The organism is Streptomyces sp. UG1, assembly GCF_049974585.1.
Classification (GTDB): Bacteria; Actinomycetota; Actinomycetes; order Streptomycetales; family Streptomycetaceae; genus Streptomyces.
The window spans coordinates 159,403-174,874 of the sequence record NZ_JBNGGG010000021.1 but is presented as its reverse complement, the minus strand read 5'-3'; the positions used below and the strand labels follow the sequence as shown (position 1 = coordinate 174,874).

Below are 15,472 nucleotides of genomic sequence, written 5' to 3'. Positions count from 1 at the left end.
TTACCCCGCCCAACGCCCCGAAAGCGCCCCCGCGCTACCCAACACCACCAACACGACCGCCGGATGATCGGCTACACCACGACAAGGGACACGACCTGGGCCTCGGTGTCCTGGGCGTGGGCCGGTTGGGTCCGCGCGGCGGAGACGCTGGGCGTGCGAGAGGCGGCCGGAGACGCCCCGGGGCCGGACCGGTCTGAGGCGTCGGCTGACGGCCGCGCCGGTCGCCGGTCCCTGCGGTCGCCGTCCGACGACTGGACGACGCCGATCGCCGCCACCGCGACGCCGCTCAGGGCGAGGCTGGCGAGGGACAGTGAAACGGCGGCTCGCACTGAGCGCCACGCCGGCCGCTGCTCCCGTGGCCGCCAGTCGTCCCGGCGCCGGGTACGCGCCCGGTGCGCCCCGGCGTCCCGGAACGCTGCCACGGCCCGCTGCTCACCCTCGCTGTCGGCACCAGCCTCGGGCAGCGCGGCGAGCAGCGCCTCCAGCGCCGCGCCCTCCACGCCGGGCACGGCATCGCCGGGGTGCACGCGCCGACGGCCGGGGGTACCGCCGTCGCTGTGCCGGTCACCCATGCCCGCATCCGTCCCGTTCACCATGCCCGCATTCATGTCCTGTACGGCGGTCGGCCGCCGTGCCGTTCATGTCGATTCCCCCAGCGTCCAGGAAGCCTCGTGCATCACACCTCCGGCGCCGAGCTGGCGCGCGAGGCGTTTCAGTCCGCGGTGCGCGGCAGTGCGCGCCATCCGGGGCCGCTTGCCGAGGACGCGCGCGGCGGCGGGGCCGTCCAGGCCGACGACGACGCGCAGCAGCACGGCCTCGGCCTGGTCGCGCGGGAGCCCGCGGACCAACTGAAGGGCGTCCTCGGTGGAGAGGGGCTCCAGAGCCTGGCCGTGGGCGGGGTGCGGGCGGGGCAGGTTCCGTGCGTGCTGTTCGAGCGGCGTCGGCCGGGGCCGTACCTTCTGCTGGCGCAGGTGGTCCAGCGCCTGGTGCCGGGCGATGGTCGCCGTCCAGCCCCGGAAGCCCGGCCCGTCCCCCTTGAACCGCCCGAGGTCCCGGGCGATCTCCTGCCAGGCGTGGGCGGCCACGTCCTCGGCGTCGTCCCCGACCAGCACGCGGAGACAGCCGAGCAGTCCGGGCTGCACGAGCCGGTACGCGACCGCGAAGGCGGCCTCGTCGCCCTCCTGGGCCCGCGCGACGGCCGCGCCCAATTCCCCGTCGTAAGCCTGCACGCTGCGGGGCCCCCTTCGTGCCGAGTGCATGGCGAGCCTTGACGAACCCGCACCGCGGGGCACGACAGGCTTGTTGCCCATGCCCCCACGATCATCAGCGGCAGTTCTCAGAAGTGTCACAGCAACTCAGACGCCCCTCTGCCGGCGCATCGCATTTCGTCAGCACGTGACGGCACAGGGCGGACCGCGCGGTCGCTGTGGAGGCGATTACCGTCTGGTGGGTATCTCGGCCTTCTTCTCGGCGGCCTTCTTGCCGGGGCGGCACGGGCCGGGTTCTGAGCGAGGGTGGGAGTCGGCGAGAGATCCGATGTGGCGGTTTCGGTCGGCGTGATACCGGAGTACGAAGCGTTGTCGGCCGGTAATGCGGTGTGCTGAATCGCCGGTAGCCTTCTGGTTAAGGCAACGTCAGGCCGGCTCCCTTGCGGCGGTTACACGACCCGCACAACAATTGAAGATTTTCGACCTCGCTGGAACCGCCCATGGCCACTGGAATAATGTGGTCGAACTGCAATTCCGAAGTAGCGCCACACACTCGGCAACGACCTTGATCGCGTATCCACACGAGCTGTTTTACGTCGTCCGGTATGTGCCCGCGCTCGCGGATGCGAGGCTCTTCACCCATGGCAACCATGGCTCGTGCCCGCTCAACGCGCTGACGTTCCCGCTGGTGCCTAGTGAGCAGCAAGGCATGGACATCGTCGCCGTCCATGTCGTCATTCGTCCAATAGAACCTGTCCTGGAACCACCAGTACCAACGGTCGCCTGTGAAGATCATGAGGATCGGTTCATGTCGTTGCAGCTGCTCTTCTTTGAGAAACATCTCTTCACTGACGATGGCGCCCGGGTATTCGTCGCGCCCGATTCGGAGCCATGCCCGGCCCATGACGGGTGGTATTTCGGGTGGGGCTTTCTTCCGTCCAAGAGCAGCCGCACCCAGTTACCCCAGCTAGACCGGCTCGCCGGGATCTCGGGGACGAAAATCTCCTCGAATCTGATGGATACGTTGTTGGCACGGCTCAGCATGATGACTCCGACACCTGGCGCAACAAGAGAGCGACTTGCTTTTCAAGCGTAACCGAGCCGGACCGAGATGATGCAGCCGAATCCATCCATGCCATAGGGTGAAAGCGCCTGTGGGAAAGCCCTGGACGACGCCCGTGCCGCACACGGTCAGGACGGAACCACCCGCCCGGTGCTTGCCGACAACGAGACACGAAGCCTCCGAAGAGGCCGATGCTGAGGTACTTCGGCCCATCACTCGTGCTCCCCGAACCAGGCGGATGATGCAGGCCCGCACCCGCCTCGCAGACAGGCGCTGCCTGTCGGACGCTGCGAGAACGGAACCGTCCCCTCACGCGGTGGGGGTCACCGTTGCGGCTTGTGCTTGCCAGGCTTCTTCTTCGTCGGCGTCGAGGACTGCGAGGGCGTGGTTGTCGCGGTGCTGGTCGGCTGTGCGGTGGGGGTGGCCACGGGCGTGGTGTCGTGCGCGGTCGGGGTTGCGGAAGGTACGAGAAGGGGAGGGGCCGTGGGGGCGGTTTCGGTCTCCTCGGGAGTAGAGGGGGCTGTGGCCGCGGTGGTCGCCGGTGGGGAGGGCGACAGAGTAGGGGAGGGGGTGGTGCGCTCGGACGAGCCCTGGGCCTCGTTGGTCAGCGTCGTGCCGATCAGGACCGAGGAGGCGAACAGAGCGGCCGCTCCCAGGCCGAGGAGGACGGCGGTGCGCCGTCGGCGGGTCGTCGTCCCCGGGGCGTCCGCGGTAGTGGGGAGGCGGTGAGCCGGGCGGTGGGTGCCGGGGTGTCCGGTGGCGCGGGCGACGGTACGGACGGCCGACTGTCCTGGCCAGGCGGTGAACCAGTCGGCGACGCGTTCGGCGGTGGGCCGGTGGCCCGGGTTCTTCGCCAGCAGCCGCAGCAGGTAGTCCTCGACACTGCCGGGCAGCCCGGGCCTCAGCTGCCCGGGCCGGGCGGGGACGGCGTCGACGTGCTGGTGGACGACGGCCGCGGCGGTGTCCCCGCCGAACGGCGGTCGGCCGGTGAGCAGTTCGTACAGGACACAGCCCAGGGAATACACATCCGAGGCGGGTCCGGCCGGGCGCCCCACGGCACGTTCGGGCGCCAGGTAGGTGCTCGTGCCCAGGAGCTGTCCGGTGGCGGTCAGCGCCACCGCCGTCTCGTGAGCGGTCCGGGCCACCCCGAAGTCGGCGATCTTCACGGTGCCGTCCGAGGACAGCAGCAGGTTGGCGGGCTTGATGTCGCGGTGGACGACGCCCTGCCGGTGCGCGGCGGACAGGCCCTCGGCGATCTGCGCCGCGAGGTGGGCGACCCGCTCGGGGGACAGTACGCCATGAGCGGCCAGTTCCCCGGCCAGGCTGCCGCCGTCGACGAACTCCATCACCAGGAAGAGCCGTCCCTCATGGGCGCCGGCGTCGTACAGGGCGACCACGTGGGGATGGCTGAGGCGAGCGGCGATCTCCGCCTCGCGGCGGAAACGCTGCACCGCGGCCTCGTCCGCCTCGGCGGCGAGCAGCTTGACGGCCACGGTCCGGCCCAGCATCTCGTCGGTGGCACGCCAGACCTCGCCCATGCCGCCTCGGCCGACGGGCCCGTCCAGCCGGTATCGCTGCGCGACCAGCACTACGCACCACGTCCCTGAAACGACATATGCCAGCGGTCACACCGGCCCGCGCAGTGACACAACAGCGGGGCAGTGAACCTGAACCCACTCTCCTCAGCGCCCAGGAGCTGCCAAGCGTCACAGCCGCATCTCTCGACGACGGCTGGACCGTGACCTCTGACAGGGGATCAAAACTGACCCGCTGGTGATCTTTGTCTGATTCCGGGTGCCCTTGGAGATCAAGATCAGAAGGAAAGAGGCGACCTGTGTGGAGGGCTGGACGAAGATCCGCAGGCTGCATGACCGAGCGGATGCCGATTTCACCGGGCGGTCGTGGCGGGCACGAACGCCGTGCTCCCGGCCGGGGTGGCCCCTGGGCCGGAAGCAGAATTCATAGTGAGGTCGGCGCGAAGGGACGGGAGGCGGACTCGGCTAGGGGCCTGCCCAGGCGAGGCTGTCGCAAGCCTGAAGAGCGGCCCCTGCCACCCCGCCCGCAGAAAAGGCCCTGGGTGCCGCTGCGCGGTTGGGCACCCAGGGCCGGCCTTCGCCTTCGAGCAGGGGGCAGACCCGTCACGGGGGTAACCGAGCCTGCCCCTGCACGTCGGAGCCCGCTGCCCCCTCCACAGAAGGGCGGACCCCTTGACCCTCATGATCGGGTCGCCTCCTACAGCGCACTACGGATCTGATCTGTCACACCTGACCGTGCACGCGGGCCATACAGCCGCGTCGAGGCGGCTACGACTTCTCGGGCTTGGTCGTTTTGGCGGGCTTGCTCGGCTTGGCCGTCTCCTCAGTCGTCTCTGTCTCCTGGGCCTTCTTGGTCTTCTCAGTCTTGCCCTGCTTGTCTCCTGCCGAGGGCCGCGCCAACTGCTCGGCGCAGTACACGGCGACGTTCTTCTCGCCGCCGGCAGCGTCGACGAGCCGCTGCCAGGCCGTCGCGTCCAGCGCCTTGCCCCGGCCCTTGACCTTCTCGTACGCCCGGCAGTGGGCCTCGGTGTCCTGGGCGGTGGCCGAGTGGCCGGGCGTAACGGAGGCGCCGGGCGTGTGGGTCTGGGCGGGAGACTCGCGCGCGCCGGCCCGGCTGGAGGCGGTGGCCGATGGCTGCGGCGGCCGCCGGTCCCGGTGGCCGTCGTCCGACGAGCGGACGACGCCGATAGCCGCCACCGCGACGCCGCTGAGGGTGAGGCCGGCCAGGGACAGCGCCACGGCGGCCCGCACGGAGTGCCAGACCCGCCGCCGCTCGCGCGGACGCCAGTCGTCCCGGCGCCGGGTTCGCGCCCGGTGTGCCCCGGCGTCCCGGGCGGCCCGGAACGCGGCCACGGCTCGCTGCTCGCCCTCGTAGTCGGCACCGGCGTCGGGCAGCGCGGCGAGCAACGCCTCCAGCGCGGCGCCCTCCGGGCCGGTCGCGGCGGCGTCGCCGGGGTGCACGCGCCGACGGCCGGGGGCTTTGCCGTCGTTGTGCGGCTCACCCATGCCCGCGTTCATCCCGTTCCCGCATCCGTCCCTGTCCGACGATCGGCCGTCGTTGACGTTCATATCGACTCCCCCAGCGTCCGGGGAACCTCGTGCGTCACATCTGCGCCGCCGAGCCGGCGGGCAAGGCGTTTCAGCCCATGGCACCCGGCGGTGCGCACCGCACGGGGACGCTTGCCCATGACGCGGGCGGCGGCGGGCTCGTCCAGGCCGACGACGACGCGCAGCAGCACGGCCTCGGCCTGGTCCTGCGGCAGCCCGTGGACCAGCTGAAGGGCGTACTCGGTGGAGAGGGACTCCAGCGCCTGGTCGTGCGTGCTGTGCGGGCGGGGCAGGTTCTGTGCGTCCTGTTCGCGCGCCGTCGATGGGGGGCGCCCCTTCTGGCGGCGCAGATGGTCCATCGCCCGGCGCCGGGCGATGGTCGCGGTCCAGCCGCGAAAGCCCGCCCCGTCACCCGTGAACCGGCCGAGGTCCCGGGCGATCTCCAGCCAGGCGTCGGACGACACGTCCTCCGCGTCGTCCCCGACCAGTCCGCGCAGATAGCCGAGCAGTCCGGGCTGCACGATCCGGTAGGCGACCGCGAACGCGGCCTCGTCGCCTTCCTGAGCCCGCGTGACGGCCGCGCCCAATTGCCCGTCGTACTCCTGCACGCGACGGGGTTCGTCTCGTATGCCCAACACTGTCCTCGTTCGTGCAGATTGCGTAGCGAGCGTTGACGAACCCGCACCGTGGGGCACGACGGGCTGTCCCCCACGCCCCCATGGTCATCAGCGCCATACCTCACACAAGTGTCACAGCCCCCTCAAACCCCTCCGCCCGCAAGACGCCACAGTTCGTCGGCGCCTCATCGCTCGTGCAGTCCGATGCGGAGTACCTCTCAGGCACCACGGGGCGGCGGGACAGATCACGACAGGTGAACATGCAGGACAAGCTCCTGGCAGAGACGGGTGATCTCGGTCAAGAACCCGTTGCTGCCAGGAGCTTTGGCCGTTCCCTACAGTCTTAATCCGCCAACAGCCCAATTACACCGGCAGGTTGGAAAGGGCTCGCCGACTGGTGTTCAGGCTGCTGATCAGAGGGAGGCGCTGACGCTGGCGTGGTGGTACTGGCCGGCGGCGCCCAGGACCTCGTTCTTGACGCCGTCGATCTGGGCCAGGACATCCGCGCTGCTGACGGCCATCGGGCCGGCGACGAGGCTGGCGTGCGGGTTCAGGCCGCCCGAGACATTGTCGAGCTCGGCGTCGGAGATCTCAACGGTCTCAACCTGGTGAGCGGAGTTCATGATGAAACTTCCCTTCGTATGGATGATCCACAAGGGGGGCGGCCCCGCTGGGGACAGATCGCGGGTCTCGGCCGCAGAGGCGCGTGCGATCTCCGCTTCCGGAGACTCTTGTGCGGGCCCTGCGGCGCTGAGGATCAAAGCACGGGGTACGCCGGGCCTCCAACCAACCGGGGTACACGCCGGAGAAGTTAAACGAACCGGCTACGCATCCGTGCAGGCTCGTACACGACTTGAGGACAGCTTCTCCTCATGTCGCGCGGCACCGGAGCCCGACGGGGTATCGCGACCACGATTCCGAACGGGACACTCCGCACGAACAGAGCGCTATACGGCAGGCGTGTCGTGCGGAACCCTCGCGCATTGCCTTGAGGTTGCGCATGCGATGTGCAGATTCACTGAAACCGGAATACCGCGCCACCTCGGACACAGACCGTTGTCGATCGATGCCATACCGTATGCCCCATCACGATGGCGTACGACGAGTGGAAGGCCCCGGGTCTGACGGAGTCGGGTCGCTGGCGATGGCGGATCCCGATCCAGCCGCCCAGGCGTTCATGGCAGGCCCCGACCCCTGGAGGTCGAACTCGCAGACCTGCTGCGCCAGGCACAGGTCGACGGCGAGCTCGACAGAGAAGACAGTGAATGCAACACGTACGTACAGCCTTCGATTCCTGGCCCAGTCCTCGCCGAAGCCCATCGCCGCTCGAACCTACGGCTGCGATGGGCTTCGACGAGTTCCGGCCCCGGCCCTCGAGCGGGAGCGTCGCCCGCGACCGGTCCCGCGTCAGTTGTCCTGAGTGGTGCGGCGGCGACGGATCAGGTACATGGTCGCGGCGCCGCCCAGCAAGAGCGCGCCGCCCACGCCGGCGATGAAGGGTGTGGCGGAGTTGCCGCCGGTCTCGGCAAGGTTCAAGCCGTCGTCGCGGGTTTGTGTGCTGGCCTGATTGCCCGCGGAGTCGGCGTCCTCGGAACCCATCGAACCGGCGGACGGGCCGTCGGACGAGCCGTCCTCGGCCACGCCACTGCCGGATCCGTCACCATCGGATCCGGCACCGTTCGAACCGTCGCTGCTCGAACCGTCGTGGTCGGCGCCGGAGCCGTCCGGCATCGCGCAGGTGGCCTCGGCGAGAACGATCTCTCCGTGGGCCTTCACCACACCCAACTTGGCCGGGGTCACTGTGTACTTCAGCCGAAGCGCGGTGGCGGACCCCGTGCTGTCCGTCGTGGTCGCGTTCTCCAGGACGAGGTTGACGGTGCCGACGCCGGGCACCTCGACGTGCTGGTCGCCGGGCCCGTTCACGGGGACCGGCTTGCCGAGGACGGTCACGTTGTCCGCCAGCGCGGCCTTGGCGGTCGGCTTCTTGCCTGTCTCGCAGGAGGCGGTGGCCTTCAGCAGGTCGGCGCTCAGCAGCGGGTTGGTGGGCAGGCCGGGTGCGTAGGCCCGTACGCCGACGAGCTTGACGTCGCCCACCGACCGGTGTGCGTCCGCCTTGACGCTGGAATGCGCGACCTTGGCCTCGACCAGGGTTGTGGGCTGCCCCTTGTTCGTACCGTTGATCAAGGCGGTGAGCAGCGTCTGCTGCGCGTCCCCGGGGGCGCGCAGGTCACCGAGCGCCTTTTTCACCGGAACGTCGCCGACGCCCTCCACCGCGACGCCGAGGTCGGCGCGCGCTGCGACGGCGGTCGCCTTGCCGGTGGACCCGGAGCGTTCGTTGGCGGGTCCGGCATAGGCGGGGCCGGCGGCCAGTGCGCCGCCGATCACCAGAGCCGAGACGCTCAGGAGAGCGGCTGGGCGTGCGGGCATGCTGAAGACATTCGTGTGCAACTGAGAAACCCCCACGGAGACTTGGAGCCGTCGGCGCTGCGGTGCTCGGTACAGCGTGCCGCCGACGACCTCGACCCGCAGATCATGGCCGCACGGGTGTCGGTCGTGCGACAATCCGACAGGGGATCACTCCAGCGGGCGGTTTCCTCGCCGACTCCTTGCCTGTCGCGTAACTTTTGGCCAGGTAACTCGTTTCTGTCGCCCGGCTGGGCCCGCCCTCGACCGGACAGCTGCGGCCCCGGCTCAACACCGGGGCGAACACCCAGAGCCGCCGACACAGTGCCGCGCCGTGTCTCAGCTCTAACGCCGCACCCTTCATCACCCGAACACGACCTCGCCCCCAGACGCGGGAGGAACGCCGGGGACGGCGTCCGTGACGGCCTCCTGGCCGGGTTTGCGCGTGACGCGGCGGTCATCAGCGTGATGGACGGCCCAGCTGGTTTCGGCGTCACATGGACTTCACCGGTCCCTGGCAGATCCACTCCCGTGGCGTACGCCCCCATCCCGCGGGACATCGTTGGGCGGAGTGTGACGGCGTCGTGGGAAGAAGATGCTGGCGTATGGCCAGGCGGTGCGGGTGCCGAGCAGCTCCGCAGTGCGCTGAGGAGACGGGTCGAGAGCGACATCGCCCGGCGTCTGGGTGTGCCACCAGCGGAGTGCGCACGGCCGCCGTGCGTGGATCTGGCCGCGCGTTTCCACTGGGTGGGCCGTAGCCTGCGGCCATGACTGAGATACCGACGCCGACTCCCGATGATGCCTTCGAGATGCTGCTGGACGGCAACCAGCGGTTCGTCAGCGGCTTGCCGGAGCATCCCAATCAGGACGCCGCACGTCGCACCGAGACGGCACGGCTTCCTACGGTGAGGGGGCCGACCATACCTCCGGGCCCCCACCGTGCCACTCGATCAGGGGCGAGTCGGCTACGTCGACTTCGTCCAAGCCCTCCAGACCGGCCCGCTCCAGGAACACCGTCAAATCGTGCAGGCTGTACGCCGTACCCAGCGTCTTGCTGTCGACTTGGACACGCCGCCCGCCAGTCTCGGCGGGCGGAGACACGATCACGCGACGTTCGGCCATGCCACCAGCCTCACCCGGCTCGCGTGCGCACGCACACAGGAGAGGGCCGTCAGTGATCGCGTTCTGCCGCCGCGCTGCTTCTGCTGCCAGAAGGACGGGCTCGACTGCACGTTGGCCCGCCTCGCGCCGCTCAACGGCGAGGCGGGCCATGCGCGGCCGACGACGGCCCGGGTGGTGTGTCTCACTCTGGCACGGGCGCCGTGCGCGTCGAGGGATCTACGGTCGCGGCGCGCCCCTTCGGCGATGTCTTTCACCTAGTCGGTTTGCGTCAGGTGGTCAGGCCCGCTGCCAGCCGGACAAGGTGTAGTTGTCGCCGACGTCGGCGGTCAACCGCATGCCCGGCAGGTCGCTGACAGAGACCCCGACCGTGGCAGCGACGCCCGCCGCCGGATGGCGCTCCGGCTCGCCGCGCTCGGCTGGAGGGACGTCGGCGACAATCTCGGCCTGATCCCCGAAATGCAGCAGGACGCGGACGTGACGCGTTCGGGGGCATGGGCGCCATTCTCCTCGGTAGTCAGGGTGGTAGGCATACCGCGGTGCGCGCGGCCGCACGACGGTCTCCGGCCGAGCATCCGGTACGCACCAGCCAGGTCGGGGCAAGTGGTTTCGTCCATGGACGTCTGCGGGCCGCACGGCCGAGCCGAGGAAGGGAACGCCTTGTCCGGCGCTGGCCCGGGCGTCTGGATCCGTCGCTGCAGTGCGCGTGAGCCGTGTTCCTGGCCTTTCGTCAATCGTGCCCTGGCGACGGGCGAATGACTCTACGTTGTGTTCTGGGGTCAACTGCAGTGCAACACAAGGAGGTTGCCAGATGACGGATGACGCGTCCGCGGTCGGCGTGGGGTTTTCACCGAAGATCGACTCATCGGTGCCGCATTCGGCTCGGATCTGGAACTACTGGCTGGGCGGGAAGGACAACTACCCGGTCGACGAGGCTGCGGGCGACGCGTTTCGTGAGCTGTTCCCGGGCATCACGGATCTGGCCCGGGGCTCGCGGGCCTTTCTCGGCCGGGCCGTGCGCCACCTGGCCGGGGAGGCCGGGATCCGGCAGTTCCTGGACATCGGCACGGGCCTGCCCACCGCGGACAACACGCACGAGATCGCCCAGCGGGTCACCTCCGAGGCGCGCATCGTCTACGTGGACAACGACCCGCTGGTGCTGGCCCACGCCCGGGCACTGTTGACCAGCACCCCGCAGGGGGCGACCGACTATCTCGACGCGGACTTGCACGACCCGCAGACCATCCTGCGCGAGGCGGCCAAGACGCTGGACTTCTCCAGGCCGGTGGCGTTGACGCTGATGCAGGTCTCCGGGCACATCGCCGACTACGACGAGGCCCGCTCCATCGTGCGCCAACTGCTGGAGGCCCTGCCGTCGGGCAGCTATCTGGCGTTCAACGACAGCGTGGACACCAACGAGGCCAATGCCGAGGCCACCCGCCGCTACAACGAGAGCGGCGCGGTCCCGTACTTCCTGCGTAGCCCCGAGCAGCTGGAGGGCTTCTTCGACGGCTTGGAGGTGCTGGAGCCGGGCGTGGTGCCGCTCGCCGAGTGGCGTCCCGACCCGGGCGCCGGCGGAGCTCCGGCCGAGGTGATCGCCCTGGGAGGTGTGGGGCGTAAGCCGTAATGCGCCACGAGGCGCCCTGTCGTATTCCCAGAATAACTGGGAGGGATTCGGAGGAGTATCCCTGGGTCTGATGCCTAACCTGGATCCGAAAGGTGAAGGGGACCAGAGCATGGCAGGAAAGCAGTGGTCGAGTCCAGGCGTATGGAGCGAGGCACTGCGGGACCCGCGCAATATGGTGAAAGCTAGACTGCCTGAACCCCAATCTCCAAATGATGCAATGCGCCATCCGCCGGAAAGACGCCTGACACCAGCGCCGCGTCGGAATGCTACGGTTTCCGATGCAACCTCCGGAGCGCGGAACGATATCCAGTGAGGATATTCAAGGGGATGAGTGGGGCACCTACGTTGCGCTATTACGTATGACAGGGAAGAACGTGGGATCACCTAAGGGGCGCGAGCCCTAGGATGACGGAGGCCCCGTAGTAGTCGTGGGAGTAGCGCCCCACCAAGGAGGACGGGAAAGCCGTCAGCAGGGCGAAGGGGGCCAGGTGATCGGATACTTGAAGCCGGAAGGTATGCGCAATGCAGAACGCCGAAACGGTATTGGGTATCCTGCGTGACCGCGGCAGGCGCGGCCTGCCGCTTACCAAGGTCTATCGGCAACTATTCAACCCACATCTGTATCTGCTGGCCCTCGGACGTCTGTACTCCAACCACGGAGCGATGACGCCGGGAGTCGACGGGGAGACCGTGGACGGCACATCGCTGGCCAGAATCGAGCGCATCATCGATGCATTGCGCCACGAACGCTACCGATTCCAACCGGCCCAACGCGTTTATATCCCCAAACGCAACGGAAAGCCGAGGCCGCTGGGCCTGCCGTCCTGGACGGATAAACTCGTCGGCGAAGTAATGGGCCTGCTCCTTGAGGCGTACTACGAGCCGCAATTCTCCGACCAGTCACACGGTTTCCGTCCCCGCCGAGGCTGTCACACCGCCCTCAGGGAGGTGACGAGAACCTGGACGGGAACAACCTGGTTCATCGAAGGTGACATCGCCGACTGCTTCGGGACACTCGATCACGAGATCATGCTCTCGATTCTGTCGGAGAAGATCCACGATAACCGGCTCCTACGGCTTCTGCGTCACATGCTCCAAGCCGTATACCTCGAAGATTGGGAATACAAGCCCACGCTGTCCGGCACGCCACAAGGCGGCATGGTCTCGCCCATCCTGTCCAACATCTACCTGGACCGGATGGACAAGTTCGTCGAGTCAGTTCTCATAACGGAACACACCCGAGGCCAGGTCAGGGCCAAAAACCCTGCCTACAGAAGAGTGGAATCGGCGCTACGACGCGCCCGCCACCACAATGACAACGACGCGGTGCGGGAGCTGCGCAAGCAGCTTCACAGCCTGCCGAGCATGGATCCTCATGATCCCGGCTATCGGCGACTGCGATATGTCCGCTACGCCGATGACACCCTCCTCGGGTTTACCGGACCCAAGGCCGAAGCCGAACAGATCAAAGAACGCCTGACAGCGTTCCTGCGCGACGACCTCAAGCTGGAACTCTCCCAGGACAAGACCCTGATCACGCACGCCCGTACCCAGGCAGCAGCGTTCCTCGGCTACGAAATCACCGTCCTGCACAACGACCGCAAGGTCACCCGGGGCTACCGGAGGGCCAACGGCACGGTCGCGCTCCGCGTGCCCAAGTCGGTGATCAGAGCCAAGAGCACCCCGTACCTTACCCGCGGCAAACCCGCGCACCGGCCCGAGCTCATCGACCGCGACGACCACGCGATCGTCAGCATCTACTCGGCCACCTATCGGGGCATCGTCCAGTACTACCTGCTGGCCGGCGACGTCTGGCGACTGAACCGGCTGGAATGGGTCATGAAGACCTCCATGCTCAAGACGCTGGCTGCCCGGCACCGCTCGACCGTGACGAAGATGGCCACCAAGTACAAGGCCACCATCGCCACCCCGGCCGGGCCACGCCGATGCTTCGAGGTCAGCGTCCCACGAAACGGCAGGAAGCCGCTGGTCGCACGGTTCGGAGGCATTCCGCTGCGAAGCAACAAGGGCGCGGTCATCAACGACCGTCCCACCGCCCCGACCAGACTCCGCCAGACCGAGCTGGTCACCCGACTCCTAACGGGCCGGTGTGAACTCTGCGAGCAGCCCGCCGAGGTGGAAGTCCACCAGGTCCGCACGCTCGCAGACCTCACCACACCGGGGCAGCAGCCCGCATGGGCACGGAACATGGCAGCCAAACGACGCAAGACCCTCTTGGTCTGCGCCCCCTGCCACGACACCATCCACGCACGGCAACCCCGCGCAGCACCCACGCAGTAGTCACCGGAGAGCCCGTTACGGGGAAACTCGTACGGCGGGTTCGGACTGGGGGCCGTCGGAAAAGGGCTCACACTGAGCACCTCGCCGACGGCCTACCAGTACGGGCTCTGCGGGCACCCGAGCAGCCAGCTGCTGCGTCGGCCTGGCCGAGACCGACAACGGCGCGACGAGGCCGACCACTGCAGGCAGTTGCTGCTGATCACCGGATGACCGGCCTTCACACGAGCCAGGCCGACGGGTACGGGGACCGGCCTCGCCCTCGTGCTGACTTGCCCGCCCTGTGGTGCCACCCAGATCAGCAGCTGGGCGACTTCCCGGTCCTCAACGTCTGGATCTGCCGACATCGCTTGCCCGCCTGCCGCCACCATCGGTGTCTTCTCGACTGCTCTGACCGCCTCCGCGTTCGCCGGAATCCCCATCGGTCGCATCCTCGATCGTCGCGGCCCGCGTCTACCACAACTGCCTATGGTTCGGCCCGGCAGTTGGGCGGCAAGGCGCATTGGCGGGCGCGGACGCCAGCCTGTGCCCTCTGGGCTTTCGGGGTCTGCCGGTGTGCTCTGTGGCGCTGAACCCACTTGGACTTGGCGGAGCGCTACAGACGCGGCGATTGCTGATCAAGTCAGTCGGCGGACGCCGTGTAGCCGCATCCGTCCTCACCTGCAGTCTTCGGCGCGCAGGAGCAGGCGGGCCGGCGCCGGCCGAGCCATCAGGTTCCGGCGACGAGCACCACCAGGACGACATCGAGGGCAGGCAGCGAGCCCACCACAGCCCCAGCGCCGACCACGCGCGCCGTGATCAGAACGGGTAGCGCGCAGCACGCCACACAGGCCACTGAGGCCAGGCCCCCGAGTGCCGTCGTGGCGGGGGTCCATGACCGGTGCAGCGCAGCGTTCAGTATTGCTCGGTCTCCACGAAACCCCCGTCCGTGTCGACGTCGGCGCCGGAGACTGCGGTGGTCGGGTCGAATCCGGGCGGGCTGTCCTTGAGGCCCAGGCCCATGCCGGCGAGTTTCGCCTTGACCTCGTCGATGGACTTCGCACCGAAGTTGCGGATGTCCATGAGGTCGGCCTCGGAACGCGCCACGAGCTCGCCCACGGAGTGGACGCCCTCGCGCTTGAGGCAGTTGTAGGACCGGACGGTGAGGTCGAGGTCCTCGATCGGCAGCACCAGGTCGGCGGCGAGGGCGGCGTCCGTGGGGGACGGGCCCATGTCGATGCCCTCGGCGTTGATGTTCAGCTCGCGGGCGAGACCGAACAGCTCGACCAGGGTCTTACCGGCCGACGCCAGGGTGTCACGCGGACGCATCGCCTGCTTGGTCTCGACGTCGACGATCAGCTTGTCGAAGTCGGTGCGCTGCTCGACACGCGTGGCCTCGACCTTGTACGTGACCTTCAGAACCGGCGAGTAGATGGAGTCGACCGGGATACGGCCGATCTCCTGGCCCACCTGCTTGTTCTGCACGGCGGAGACGTAACCGCGGCCACGCTCGACCGTGAGCTCCATCTCCAGCTTCCCCTTGCCGTTGAGCGTGGCGAGGACGAGGTCGGGGTTGTGCACCTCGACACCGGCCGGGGGCGCGATGTCGGCGGCGGTGACCAGACCCGGGCCCTGCTTGCGCAGGTACATCACCACGGGCTCGTCGTGCTCGGACGACACGACCAGCTGCTTGATGTTGAGGATCAGGTCGGTGACGTCCTCCTTTACGCCCGGCACGGTGGTGAACTCGTGCAGGACACCGTCGACGCGGATGCTGGTGACAGCAGCGCCGGGGATCGACGACAGGAGGGTGCGGCGGAGCGAGTTGCCGAGGGTGTAGCCGAAGCCCGGCTCCAGCGGCTCGATCACGAACCGGGAGCGGAACTCGTCGACGACCTCTTCGGTCAACGAGGGACGCTGAGCGATCAGCACGACGTGTTGCCTCCAGTGGTTCGGCGCCCGCTAGGTGACGCCGTAGACACCACGAAGGGTACGGGCGATACGGCCTGTCGGCTCGGAACCCGTCCTGCGGAATGTGCAGCAGCAGCACGTCACCATGGCCGGCGAACCCAGTT

General features: G+C 68.4%; 13 protein-coding genes and 1 pseudogene. 4 read left to right on the top strand and 10 right to left on the bottom strand.

Annotated elements, in window-relative coordinates:
• Nucleotides 1–71: 71 nt before the first annotated feature.
• The 3 genes from ACP4J3_RS23950 to ACP4J3_RS23940 form a co-directional block, all read right to left on the bottom strand.
• On the bottom strand, nt 72–596 hold the full coding sequence (locus ACP4J3_RS23950) for a hypothetical protein (protein WP_426537665.1): 525 nt from the start codon (nt 594–596) through the stop codon (nt 72–74).
• A gap of 42 nt (nt 597–638) precedes the next feature.
• Nucleotides 639–1,259, bottom strand: a complete 621-nt coding sequence (locus ACP4J3_RS23945) for an RNA polymerase sigma factor (protein ID WP_426537682.1) — start codon at nt 1,257–1,259, stop codon at nt 639–641.
• A gap of 364 nt (nt 1,260–1,623) precedes the next feature.
• Nucleotides 1,624–1,710 (bottom strand): HNH endonuclease, encoded by an 87-nt coding sequence (locus ACP4J3_RS23940; protein WP_373306703.1) that lies wholly within the window; start codon nt 1,708–1,710, stop codon nt 1,624–1,626.
• Between ACP4J3_RS23940 and ACP4J3_RS23935 the strand changes: the two genes are divergently transcribed.
• The gene (locus ACP4J3_RS23935) at nt 1,678–2,304 is read left to right on the top strand and encodes a hypothetical protein (RefSeq protein WP_426537688.1); all 627 of its coding nucleotides are present in this window, start codon (nt 1,678–1,680) and stop codon (nt 2,302–2,304) included. The genes ACP4J3_RS23940 and ACP4J3_RS23935 overlap by 33 nt on opposite strands.
• 290 nt (nt 2,305–2,594) lie before the next feature.
• On the opposite strand, the gene ACP4J3_RS23930 is transcribed toward ACP4J3_RS23935, so the two are convergent.
• The 5 genes from ACP4J3_RS23930 to ACP4J3_RS23910 all read right to left on the bottom strand — a co-directional run bounded on the left by ACP4J3_RS23930 (nt 2,595) and on the right by ACP4J3_RS23910 (nt 8,398).
• Entirely contained in the window at nt 2,595–3,860 is a 1,266-nt protein-coding gene (locus ACP4J3_RS23930; RefSeq protein WP_426537663.1) for a serine/threonine-protein kinase, read from the bottom strand.
• Nucleotides 3,861–4,574: 714 nt separating this feature from the next.
• A complete protein-coding gene (locus ACP4J3_RS23925; protein WP_426537661.1) occupies nt 4,575–5,312 on the bottom strand; it encodes a hypothetical protein in 738 nt (245 codons plus the stop codon).
• A 59-nt stretch (nt 5,313–5,371) separates the two neighbouring features.
• Nucleotides 5,372–5,989 carry an RNA polymerase sigma factor gene (locus ACP4J3_RS23920; protein WP_426537659.1) on the bottom strand — a complete coding sequence of 206 codons (618 nt, stop codon included), beginning with the start codon at nt 5,987–5,989 and terminating at the stop codon, nt 5,372–5,374.
• A 395-nt stretch (nt 5,990–6,384) separates the two neighbouring features.
• Entirely contained in the window at nt 6,385–6,594 is a 210-nt protein-coding gene (locus ACP4J3_RS23915) for a hypothetical protein (RefSeq protein WP_426537657.1), read from the bottom strand.
• 784 nt (nt 6,595–7,378) lie between these two features.
• Nucleotides 7,379–8,398 (bottom strand): SCO1860 family LAETG-anchored protein, encoded by a 1,020-nt coding sequence (locus ACP4J3_RS23910; RefSeq protein WP_426537655.1) that lies wholly within the window; start codon nt 8,396–8,398, stop codon nt 7,379–7,381.
• 743 nt (nt 8,399–9,141) lie between these two features.
• On the opposite strand from ACP4J3_RS23910, the pseudogene ACP4J3_RS23905 reads away from it, so the two are divergent.
• Nucleotides 9,142–9,267 (top strand): annotated as a pseudogene (locus tag ACP4J3_RS23905) (carbonic anhydrase); the annotation flags it as partial.
• A 7-nt stretch (nt 9,268–9,274) separates the two neighbouring features.
• Here the strand turns inward: ACP4J3_RS23905 and ACP4J3_RS23900 are convergent.
• A complete protein-coding gene (locus ACP4J3_RS23900) occupies nt 9,275–9,496 on the bottom strand; it encodes a hypothetical protein (RefSeq protein ID WP_426537653.1) in 222 nt (73 codons plus the stop codon).
• An 808-nt stretch (nt 9,497–10,304) separates the two neighbouring features.
• On the opposite strand from ACP4J3_RS23900, the gene ACP4J3_RS23895 reads away from it, so the two are divergent.
• Together ACP4J3_RS23895 and ACP4J3_RS23890 are read left to right on the top strand one after the other, a co-directional pair.
• Entirely contained in the window at nt 10,305–11,120 is an 816-nt protein-coding gene (locus ACP4J3_RS23895) for an SAM-dependent methyltransferase (protein ID WP_426537651.1), read from the top strand.
• Between the two features lie 522 nt (nt 11,121–11,642).
• The gene (locus tag ACP4J3_RS23890; protein ID WP_426537649.1) at nt 11,643–13,421 is read left to right on the top strand and encodes a reverse transcriptase domain-containing protein; all 1,779 of its coding nucleotides are present in this window, start codon (nt 11,643–11,645) and stop codon (nt 13,419–13,421) included.
• A gap of 891 nt (nt 13,422–14,312) precedes the next feature.
• On the opposite strand, the gene ACP4J3_RS23885 is transcribed toward ACP4J3_RS23890, so the two are convergent.
• On the bottom strand, nt 14,313–15,329 hold the full coding sequence (locus tag ACP4J3_RS23885) for a DNA-directed RNA polymerase subunit alpha (protein ID WP_426537647.1): 1,017 nt from the start codon (nt 15,327–15,329) through the stop codon (nt 14,313–14,315).
• Nucleotides 15,330–15,472 lie beyond the last annotated feature (143 nt).

Excerpts from the sequence above, each read along its gene's own strand:
- ACP4J3_RS23950 (WP_426537665.1), bottom strand. The coding sequence starts at position 596 with ATGGTGAACGGGACGGATGCGGGCATGGGTGACCGGCACAGCGACGGC.
- ACP4J3_RS23945 (WP_426537682.1), bottom strand. The coding sequence starts at position 1,259 with ATGCACTCGGCACGAAGGGGGCCCCGCAGCGTGCAGGCTTACGACGGG.
- ACP4J3_RS23940 (WP_373306703.1), bottom strand. The coding sequence starts at position 1,710 with ATGGGCGGTTCCAGCGAGGTCGAAAATCTTCAATTGTTGTGCGGGTCG.
- ACP4J3_RS23925 (WP_426537661.1), bottom strand. The coding sequence starts at position 5,312 with ATGGGTGAGCCGCACAACGACGGCAAAGCCCCCGGCCGTCGGCGCGTG.
- ACP4J3_RS23915 (WP_426537657.1), bottom strand. The coding sequence starts at position 6,594 with ATGAACTCCGCTCACCAGGTTGAGACCGTTGAGATCTCCGACGCCGAG.
- ACP4J3_RS23910 (WP_426537655.1), bottom strand. The coding sequence starts at position 8,398 with ATGCCCGCACGCCCAGCCGCTCTCCTGAGCGTCTCGGCTCTGGTGATC.
- ACP4J3_RS23900 (WP_426537653.1), bottom strand. The coding sequence starts at position 9,496 with ATGGCCGAACGTCGCGTGATCGTGTCTCCGCCCGCCGAGACTGGCGGG.
- ACP4J3_RS23895 (WP_426537651.1), top strand. The coding sequence starts at position 10,305 with ATGACGGATGACGCGTCCGCGGTCGGCGTGGGGTTTTCACCGAAGATC.
- ACP4J3_RS23890 (WP_426537649.1), top strand. The coding sequence starts at position 11,643 with ATGCAGAACGCCGAAACGGTATTGGGTATCCTGCGTGACCGCGGCAGG.